The sequence below is a fragment of the Streptococcus loxodontisalivarius genome (assembly GCF_016908645.1).
In the GTDB taxonomy this organism is placed as follows: Bacteria; Bacillota; Bacilli; order Lactobacillales; family Streptococcaceae; genus Streptococcus; species Streptococcus loxodontisalivarius.
This window is the reverse complement of the sequence record NZ_JAFBEH010000063.1, coordinates 1-9,444: the sequence shown is the minus strand read 5'-3', so window position 1 is coordinate 9,444 and position 9,444 is coordinate 1. Positions and strand designations below refer to the sequence as shown.

Genomic DNA, 9,444 nt, shown 5'->3' with positions numbered 1-9,444 from the left:
GCTTAATTATTTAGTCAACCCACTACAGTTGACAAAGAGCCGATTCTCTCTCGTACTTAATTATTAGTCAACCCACTACAGTTGACAAAGAGCCGTAAAAAAGAGAACTTGGAAAATGACTTTCCAAATTCTCTTTCATAGTCTATTTACGTTTACGAGCAATCAGATGAATCGGAGTCCCTTCAAAGGTAAAGGCTTCACGAATTTGATTTTCCAAGAAACGAAGATATGAGAAGTGCATGAGCTCTTCTTCGTTGACAAAGATGACAAATGTCGGTGGCTTAACCGCAACCTGTGTCGCGTAGAAAATTTTAAGACGTTTACCCTTGTCTGTCGGTGTTGGATTGATAGCGATAGCATCCATAATCACATCATTAAGGACAGCTGAAGGGATACGTTTATTTTGGCTTTCACTGATACGTTTGATCAGTTCTGGCAACTTATGCAAGCGTTGTTTTGTCACTGCAGAAACAAAGACAATCGGTGCATAGCTCAAGAATTGGAAGTTATCGCGAATATCAGCTTCCCACTGAGCAACCGTGTGATTGTCTTTTTCAAGCGTGTCCCACTTGTTAACGACGATGATAATACCCTTACCTGCTTCATGGGCAAAACCTGCGATACGCTTGTCGTACTCACGAATCCCCTCTTCAGCATTAATGACCATAAGAACAACATCCGAGCGGTCAATGGCACGCATAGAACGCATGACAGAGTACTTCTCAGTATTTTCATAAACCTTACCAGACTTACGCATACCTGCCGTATCAATCATAGTGTACTCTTGCCCTTCACTATCAGTGAAGTTAGTATCAATAGCATCACGAGTCGTTCCTGCAATCGGACTAGCAATCACACGGTCTTCGCCCAAAATAGCATTGATAAGACTTGATTTACCAACATTAGGACGACCAATAAGGCTAAACTTGATGATGTCTGGATTTTCATCTTCTACTTCTTGAGGAAGGTTTTCAACAATAGCATCTAAAACATCCCCTGTACCAATCCCGTGAACAGATGATACAGGCATAGGATCACCCAAACCAAGTGAGTAGAAATCATAGATATCGTTACGCATCTCAGGATTATCAACCTTATTGACCGCAAGGATAACAGGTTTATTAGTCTTATAAAGGATACGAGCCACATACTCGTCCGCATCTGTCACACCTTCTTTACCAGAAACGACAAAGACGATAACATCAGCTTCAGTCATGGCAATATCAGCTTGGTGCTTGATTTGCTCCATAAATGGTGCGTCCACATCGTCGATACCTCCTGTATCGATGATAGAGAACTTGCGGTTGAGCCATTCGGCAGTTGTGTAGATACGGTCACGTGTTACTCCCTCAACGTCTTCGACGATAGAGATACGTTCACCAGCTACACGGTTAAAGAGTGTCGATTTTCCAACATTAGGACGCCCGACAATAGCAACTGTAGGTAATGACATAGTCTTTTCAGATTGGTTGTTATAGTGGATTAAATAAAGGTTAGGACGGAGTTCAAGTCGCTTCGATGAACGTCAGTTCTATCTTCAGATCCTTGCCTAGTCCTATTCCTTTCTCAATCTACTATACCAATCAGCCTTTCTATATTTTTTGCTGTAAGTCACAGTTAACTTGTGATTATTTCATTAATTTTAACGACGGTTTTCACCTTCTAGATGAATTTCTTGAGCTAGGAAACGCACACGTTCCATAACACGTTTTGCCTGCCAAGATTCGTCTCCCTTACGCCCATCAGCCAGCTTAGCTTCTAGATTGGCCATAGAGTAGTTAGAGGTGAAGAAGGTTGGTAGTTCTTCAAGCATGCGATACTGTAAGATAACTTGAAGGACCTCATCACGGACCCATGATGAAAATTGCTCAGCACCGATATCATCAAGGATAAGAACAGGTGCTGCCTTGACCGCATCAATTTCTTCCTTGACACGACCTTCATTGATAGCATTTTTAACATCAATTGTAAAGGATGGATAGTGCAACATGGTTGTCGTCACACCCTTTTTCTCAGACAATTCATGAGCCATGGCAGCCAGCAGATAAGACTTACCGACACCCATATCTCCATAAAGATAGAGTCCTTTTTGACCTTGATCAGGATAATCATTGACAAAATCAACCAGATTACCAAAGCTGACCAAGCGACGACTATCATCCAACAAGACATCGTCAAAAGAGATGTGCTTGTAAGACTTAGGCAGACTCATGAGATGAATGCGATTTTCAATAGCCTGTTTCTCTTGAGCCTCTTTGAGTTCACGCGTTTCCAGATAGGTAACATCAGCATAACCCTCGTTCATGGTCAATATAGGTTGGTAACCCTTGGCAATATAAGAGCTATCCCCTGAGAGGAACTTGGCACGCTCATTTCTGAATTGGTTAAACTTAGGCAGACTACGTTTAATTTCATCTTGGGACAAGCTGTGCTGGCTGATAAAAGCAGCCACATCGGGATCCGCTAGAATAGCCTGAGTCAGGGCTTCTGGTGTAACTCGCCCTGCATTTTGAGATTTATTCAGGGTCTGACCGACTTTTTCCATATCGTCACTCCTTCCTATTCTTCTAGGCTAATCCTTTCTCAGCTTATCAAGCATTGCTTGCTTCATCTGATCCAATTTCGCCTGTTCTTCTTGACTTGTTTCGTTTTTGTAATCTGGATTACTCCAACTTGGAATATTGGAATTGCTTTCCTGACTTGACTTGGTCGAAACCTGTTTCTTACGTTCTGTGAAATCACGCATCTTAAGCACAGCATCTTCTGCCGTCATCACCTTCTGATAAGAAAAATCATTGGCAATCTTCATCAAGTAGCGCTTGTTAACATTGGCAGACTTGGTCTTATTGATGGTGTAGAGAATCATGATATTGATAACTTCATCCAAGAAGGACATCGCTGCCAAATCCGATAAAATCTTACGTTCATCTGCGGTAATAGTCGCCTGTCTAGCCTTTTTAATCTTTGCTAGAAAGACATCAGCCTTATCAGCCTTTGCCTCACGGATAATAACTTCCTCTTGTGGACTAAAAGTATCCGAGTTCGATTTTTCAAGTGGCTTCTGCTCTTTTTTAGCCTGCATACGAGAAAGTGAAATCTTGAAATTAACAGCTGTCTCACGCGCCAAGAGGTAGGTATCATACCAGGTCAATTCATAACGCTCTGCAAAATGATTGAGAGCCACGACATCGCTAGCCTCTTTTTCAAAAGAGAGACCATCACGAACCATCAATTTCTTGAAAGATTCTAAATCAAAATTAGTCTTGGTTTTAGCAGATTGCAGGGCAACCTGACCAGTCGCATCAAAAACTTCAGAAAACTTCTTGGACAAGTTTTGAACATTTTCAGGCAAATAGCTGCGCATTTCTTCCAGAGCCAAATGACCAATTTTCTGTTCTAAAAGTCCTGTATAGACGGCATTTGCTAGAAAGTCTGCACCAGATAGAGGCGGCAGCAACTCAATCAAATAATCCTGCTGTTGCTGATAAAAACGCACCAAGTCCATTCCAGTCAGAATTGCTAGCGCTTCTTCAAAACGTTGCATGCCAAAGAGAGTGTGGTTAAGAATCTCTGCGAACTGGTGTTTTTTTGCACCATTATCCCAAAAACTTACCAGATACTGATAGACCACCAACCCATCTGCACCGATAATTGGATAGTAATATCGCATCAAATCACGACTATCTGTCGTCACAAGATTAGCCTTAAGAAAAGAAAAGCTATCAATCGGTCTCATCTACACTACTCTTTTTCTTACTGCGGACACGCTTGGTAATCTGCTGCAAGAGTTCCTCAATCTCATCAACATCTTTGAAACTCTTGTAGACAGAGGCAAAACGCACATAAGTAATTTCATCCAAATCAGCCAACTCATCCATGACTAGATTTCCGATGACTGTACTTGGCACCTCATTTTCATACTCAGAACGAACCTTTTGCTCAATACGTGAGATAGATTTTTCAATATCGTCACTAGAAACTGGGCGTTTTTGCGCACTCTGAATAATACCATGTTGAATCTTATCACGTGAAAACTGCTCACGAGTTCCATCTTTTTTAACAACCAAGAGTGGCAACTCCTCGATACGTTCAAAAGTTGTGAAACGATTTTGACAGTTATCACATTCACGGCGTCTTCGAATAGTAGTCCCCTCTTCAGCTTGACGACTATCAATAACACTTGACTTTGTATAACCACATTTTGGACAACGCATGAAAACACCCCAATTCTACCATTTTAATTTAACATCTTATTCTATCACAATTTATCCCATAACAAAAGCGATTGATAGTAAACTTGGTCTCTGACTAAGGATAATGGCAGAGCTGAGACACGAAAAAGAGAGTGGGACAGTAAAACTATCTGGGAGATAGTTTTAGCATTTAGTATGAAGGAATTCGATTTTGTCAGCAAATCTTTATTTTTGGTTGCTGACCTGAAACAGTCTATTCCCAGACTGTTTCACTCCCACCTCCGCATAGCTCAAAAGGTTCGGGGAACCTTTTGAGGTTACAGATAAAATCAAGCGAAGCTTGATATCAAAGTAGGGCTGTAAGAGTTGATTTATCAACGAATTAGAGACCACTCAACCCCTGCGCCTTGCAAACTAGATTATAAAAAATCTGAGGCTAGGACTTTTGTCCCAGCCTCAGATTTTTTTAGTTAGTGTAAGGCTCGTCAACTACCTTAGGAATTATCAAGGTAAAGACTGACCCCTTATCAACCTCACTAGTCACTTCAAGTCGACAATGATAGGCTTGAATAATCTGCTGAAGAATGGACAAACCGATTCCCAAACCTGATTTTGTGCTTGTGCGATTACGAGACTTATCTGTGCGGTAGAAACGTTCAAAGATATGCTGCAAGTCTTCCTTGGCAATCCCTTCTCCCTTGTCTCGAATACTGAGGCGATAAACCTCTTCTAACTCCTCTAGACCAATGGTAATTTCCTTATTGACTGGTGAATACTTGACCGCATTATCAATCAAAATAGTCATGGCCTGTTCTAGGTGTGGAGTATAGATTTTAGCAGGTGTGTAACCAGCATTTGGTGACGCTTCGCAGGTGAAGATAAATTCGCTGTGAAGGACCTTGAAATTTCCCAAAACCTTGTGAGCAGACTCTTTGATATCTGACACTTCGTTTTGGTGGCTTTCAAAACTTCCTTGAATTCGGATCATATCCAGCATTTCACTAATCATAAGGTTCATACGATTAGCTTCATAACTTGAAGCTTCCAAACTTTCATCAAGAATCTCAGGATCATTTTTACCCCAGCGCTGCAAGAGGTCTAAGTGTCCCTTAATAACAGCAATAGGTGTCCTCAATTCATGACTGACATCACTGACAAATTGATTCTGCAACTTGCTCTGACGCTCAAGCTTATCCAACATATCATTGAAGATAAGCGAGAGTTCTTCAATCTCATCACCACTCTCAACCTTGGAACGAACATTCAATTCCATAGGGTTCTCAGCAATCATGGTCATGGCTTCATGCAGATCCTGCATTGGATTCAAGAAGAGTTTGATAGTCCTTGTCGTTACCAAAAAGACCAAAAGGACCGTCCCGATAACCAAGATTATGAGGAGATAAAAGAGCCTATCTTTAATCGTGTAGTAAAACTCGAGATTGTGGAAAATCTGGATATAACCAATTTTCTTTTTACCAGAGGCATCTTTCAAGACAAGACTATAATAGTAGCCTCGTTTTCCCTGATTTTCAGACATGGTCACAACACCAGTCTTAGTCGCAATCTTATCGTGAGACTCTCCATCCTCATTAACAGACGAAGCCGTTGTAAAGACCAGATGATTGCTATTATCATAAATATAGACAATCTGGTTAGAATAGAGCAGGCTGGAAATGGCAATGCGGCTCCCCGAAATATTCTTCTCATAAAGAAGATTGTTGGTAACCGTTGCCGTTACACTTTCTGGTGCATAGAGGTACTGCAAGATAGACTCCGCTGTAACCTCACTGTCCAATCCCTTGAAACGCTTGCTGACGTTCTTAATAGTTGTTGTTACAGCACTCCTCTCATGATCTAAGAGAAGGAAATTGGCTGATACCAACATGACAATCGAAAATAGCAACAATATTAGAAAAAAAAGCCCTGATGTTACAAGGGTCATTTTTTTTCTAATAGGCATTTTTAAAATAGAATTTTTACCTATACGTTTGATCATGATTCACGGATTACGTAACCCATTCCACGAACGGTTTGGATGTATGACTCTCTTCCAGAAATATCAATTTTACCACGGAGATAACGGATGTAAACATCGACAACGTTGGTCTCAACTGCTTCATCGTATTTCCAGACTTGTGCAAGAAGCTCTTCGCGAGTCATTACACGGTTCATATTGTTCATCAGTGTGCTCAACAAGTCATACTCACGTTTTGTCAATGGGATAAGAGTATCGCCACGGAGTACAGAACGGTTTTGGGCATCCAACTTCAAATCGCGATAGGTAACATCACCTTTTGTTGATGTCACTTTGTTTTCAAAGATGTCTTGACGACGGAATACTGAGCGGACACGCGCAAGCAATTCTTCAATGGCAAATGGTTTGATGATATAACCATCAGCACCACGGTCAAGACCAGCAACGATATCCATAACAGAATCACGTGCTGTCATCATAATAATGTGTGTTGTTTTTTCTTGTTGCAGACGACGAGTCACTTCAAACCCATCCATTTCTGGCAACATAAGATCCAAAAGGATCAAATCAAAGTCTTTTTCAAGAGCTGTTTCAAGACCTGACCTACCGTTGTGTTCAACAGTAACTTCATAACCTTCATGTTGAAGTTCCAATGAGACAAAACGAGCCAGATTCTTCTCATCTTCGATAATAAGAATACGTTTTGACATAACTACCACCATAATAATCTTCAAGGATTATTTTTTCTATTTTTGTTTTTATCTGTAAATACGTTAGAAATCCTATAGAAACTCTTCTAGAAACCCTTTTCTTCTATATTCATTTCTCACAAAAGATACTTACCTTTTAAAGTATACTATTTTTAATTTGCATAATCAAATTAAAAGGCTTAGAATTGTATACTAAAAATCTATTTTTTTAATCTTCAAATAGTCCATTTAGGGCTGAAAATGGATTATTTTCTACCTTTTTCTCTTCCTGCAAGGCTTGATACTGATCTTCAGTAAGGACTGACCATGACTCTCCTGATGGTAAATCCTCATTTTCTAATTCAGCTTCTGTTAAAACTCTTAGAGGAATATTCAACAAAATATTATCGACAACGCTATCTTCAAGATTAACAGAGTCACCCTCCAAGATAAGAACCAAGTCATCTTCGACCAATTCTTTCTTAGAAGCAACATCCTGCTCCTCAATAAAAACCTCGCTGATAAATAATTGATTATCAAACGCTACCGGCTCCATCGATCGACTCGAAGGAAGCACTAAGCGATAGGTCAAATCGTAATTCAATAAATAGAGCCCTGAATCAAATGAGATATTTCCTACCACATGAACAGAGTCCACATCGATAATGTCGGGATCTCTTGCCAAAAGCTGTGCCTTAACATCAACTGTCTGGTCAAAAGAGATACCGTCATCATGCTTTTTGATATCTAAAAGATGAAACAAACCTTACCTCTCCTTAACTTTCTTCCTATTAAATACATAAACATTGGATAAACTGACGCAAATGTCATCCTAAAGCTCATATACTTAATCCAAAACAACCAGTTAGATCCCTCTAACTGGTCTTAACTTATGATTATTAAATAATAGATTTTTGAAAATAATCAGATAAACTAATTATAGCAGAAATTTTATGAACTGTCTACATTTCTTTTAATCTCTGAATACGATCTGCAATAGGTGGATGGGTGTAAAAGAGGGACTTGAATCCTTCTTTTTTCATGGGATCATTGATATAGAGAGCTGCACTTGCCTCATCAACATGATGAGACATTGGACTAGAAGTTTCTAATTTTTGAAGGGCATTTATCATTCCTTGAGGATTTCTAGTCAATTCAACCGAGCTCGCATCTGCCAAATACTCACGCTGACGAGAAATCGCTAGCTGAACCAAAGTTGCTGCCAAAGGAGCTAGCACGATGGCTAGGATTGAAAAAAGCAACATAAGAATTCCAAGACCGTTATCCTCACGATCATTAGAACGTCTGCGCCCGCCGCTGAACCACATCATTCGTCCACCGATACTTGAAATTAGGGTAATGGCTGATGCGAGAGCGACAGCTATGGTCGAAATGCGGATATCATAGTTTCTGATATGACTGACCTCATGTCCAATAACACCTTCAAGCTCTTCACGATTCATAACCTCAAGAAGACCTGTAGTAGCAGCGACAGCAGCATTTTCCGGACTAGAGCCTGTCGCAAAGGCGTTAAGACTCTTATCTTCCACGATAAAGACACGAGGCATAGGAATCTGGGCAACCATAGCCATATCTTCAACAATATGGTAGAGTTGGGGCGCTTCTTCGGCAGTCACTTCACGGGCATTGTTCATAGACATGACCACATTGGTAGACTGGAAAATCATAGAAAAGGCATAGATGGCTCCAATAATGAGGGCAATAGCTACGCCAAAGGTCAGATTGCCGACAAAAAGATAACCTACTGTTGCACCGATTGCTGATAAGAGGGCGAAAAAGAGGACAATCAAGACCTGCGTTCGTCGTTTATTACTCGCAATTTGTTGATAGAGCATAGTCTACTCCTTAAAAATCAAAGGAAACTTTTGGAACTTCCTTTTCTTCTGCTGGCGTTTCCAAAAATTCGCTGGCTTTAAAGCCGAAAATCTTAGCAACAATATTGCTTGGGAAGGTTTCTAATTTGACATTGTAGTTTGATGTTGTTGTGTTGTAGAGCTGGCGTGAGTATGAGATTTTGTTCTCTGTATTGGTCAATTCGTCCTGAAGTTTGACAAAGCTAGCGTTAGCTTTTAGGTCAGGATAATTTTCCGCCACTGCAAAGATACCTGAAACCTGCTTGGTAAGAGCTTCTGAAGCCTGCATCGCTTGGGCAGGCGTCTGTGCTTGCGCAACCTGAGCTCGAAGCTCTGCAATTTTCTCAAAAGTCTTCTCCTCGTAAGAGGCATAGCCCTTAACCGTTTCAATCAGGTTAGGAAGCAGGTCGTTACGACGCTTCAACTGAACGTCAATCTGACTCCAAGATTCCTTGGTCTGCATGCGACTCTTAACCAAGCCGTTGTAGCTGACAATGAGCCAGATAGCCAGAACCGCGATGATAGCAATGATGATAATAATAGCCATGAAAATACCTCGTCTTTATTTTTCTACCATTATAACAATTTTTAGATAGTTTGAAAAAGAAAATAATCATTCTGTTTGTGTCAAGTAATCCTCGGAAACAATTTTCAAAGTCCTAAATCCACTTTTTGAGTTGACCAATCGGAGAGCTCGTTGCAGCAGCTAAAGC

General features: G+C 40.5%; 9 protein-coding genes. All 9 read right to left on the bottom strand.

The annotated features are described in order from the left end of the window. Positions 1-142: 142 nt before the first annotated feature. The gene (gene der, locus JOC28_RS09825; protein WP_205010511.1) at positions 143-1,453 is read right to left on the bottom strand and encodes a ribosome biogenesis GTPase Der; all 1,311 of its coding nucleotides are present in this window, start codon (positions 1,451-1,453) and stop codon (positions 143-145) included. A gap of 189 nt (positions 1,454-1,642) precedes the next feature. Beyond that, positions 1,643-2,545 (bottom strand): primosomal protein DnaI, encoded by a 903-nt coding sequence (dnaI, locus tag JOC28_RS09820; protein ID WP_205010510.1) that lies wholly within the window; start codon positions 2,543-2,545, stop codon positions 1,643-1,645. 27 nt (positions 2,546-2,572) lie between these two features. Further along, on the bottom strand, positions 2,573-3,736 hold the full coding sequence (locus tag JOC28_RS09815; RefSeq protein ID WP_205010509.1) for a DnaD domain-containing protein: 1,164 nt from the start codon (positions 3,734-3,736) through the stop codon (positions 2,573-2,575). Further along, the gene (nrdR, locus tag JOC28_RS09810; protein WP_205010508.1) at positions 3,723-4,214 is read right to left on the bottom strand and encodes a transcriptional regulator NrdR; all 492 of its coding nucleotides are present in this window, start codon (positions 4,212-4,214) and stop codon (positions 3,723-3,725) included. Before nrdR ends, JOC28_RS09815 begins: the two co-directional genes overlap by 14 nt. A 445-nt stretch (positions 4,215-4,659) precedes the next feature. Continuing rightward, a complete protein-coding gene (locus JOC28_RS09805) occupies positions 4,660-6,135 on the bottom strand; it encodes a HAMP domain-containing sensor histidine kinase (RefSeq protein ID WP_205010507.1) in 1,476 nt (491 codons plus the stop codon). 50 nt (positions 6,136-6,185) lie between these two features. Further along, on the bottom strand, positions 6,186-6,878 hold the full coding sequence (locus JOC28_RS09800) for a response regulator transcription factor (protein WP_205010506.1): 693 nt from the start codon (positions 6,876-6,878) through the stop codon (positions 6,186-6,188). A gap of 208 nt (positions 6,879-7,086) precedes the next feature. Further along, positions 7,087-7,620 (bottom strand): YceD family protein, encoded by a 534-nt coding sequence (locus JOC28_RS09795; protein WP_205010505.1) that lies wholly within the window; start codon positions 7,618-7,620, stop codon positions 7,087-7,089. Positions 7,621-7,819: 199 nt separating this feature from the next. Further along, positions 7,820-8,713, bottom strand: a complete 894-nt coding sequence (htpX, locus tag JOC28_RS09790; RefSeq protein ID WP_205010504.1) for a zinc metalloprotease HtpX — start codon at positions 8,711-8,713, stop codon at positions 7,820-7,822. A 10-nt stretch (positions 8,714-8,723) separates the two neighbouring features. Beyond that, positions 8,724-9,278, bottom strand: coding sequence for a LemA family protein (locus tag JOC28_RS09785; protein ID WP_205010503.1), 555 nt, complete (start codon positions 9,276-9,278; stop codon positions 8,724-8,726). Positions 9,279-9,444 lie beyond the last annotated feature (166 nt).

Excerpts from the sequence above, each read along its gene's own strand:
- der (WP_205010511.1), bottom strand. The coding sequence starts at position 1,453 with ATGTCATTACCTACAGTTGCTATTGTCGGGCGTCCTAATGTTGGAAAA.
- dnaI (WP_205010510.1), bottom strand. The coding sequence starts at position 2,545 with ATGGAAAAAGTCGGTCAGACCCTGAATAAATCTCAAAATGCAGGGCGA.
- JOC28_RS09815 (WP_205010509.1), bottom strand. The coding sequence starts at position 3,736 with ATGAGACCGATTGATAGCTTTTCTTTTCTTAAGGCTAATCTTGTGACG.
- nrdR (WP_205010508.1), bottom strand. The coding sequence starts at position 4,214 with ATGCGTTGTCCAAAATGTGGTTATACAAAGTCAAGTGTTATTGATAGT.
- JOC28_RS09805 (WP_205010507.1), bottom strand. The coding sequence starts at position 6,135 with ATGACCCTTGTAACATCAGGGCTTTTTTTTCTAATATTGTTGCTATTT.
- JOC28_RS09800 (WP_205010506.1), bottom strand. The coding sequence starts at position 6,878 with ATGTCAAAACGTATTCTTATTATCGAAGATGAGAAGAATCTGGCTCGT.
- htpX (WP_205010504.1), bottom strand. The coding sequence starts at position 8,713 with ATGCTCTATCAACAAATTGCGAGTAATAAACGACGAACGCAGGTCTTG.
- JOC28_RS09785 (WP_205010503.1), bottom strand. The coding sequence starts at position 9,278 with ATGGCTATTATTATCATCATTGCTATCATCGCGGTTCTGGCTATCTGG.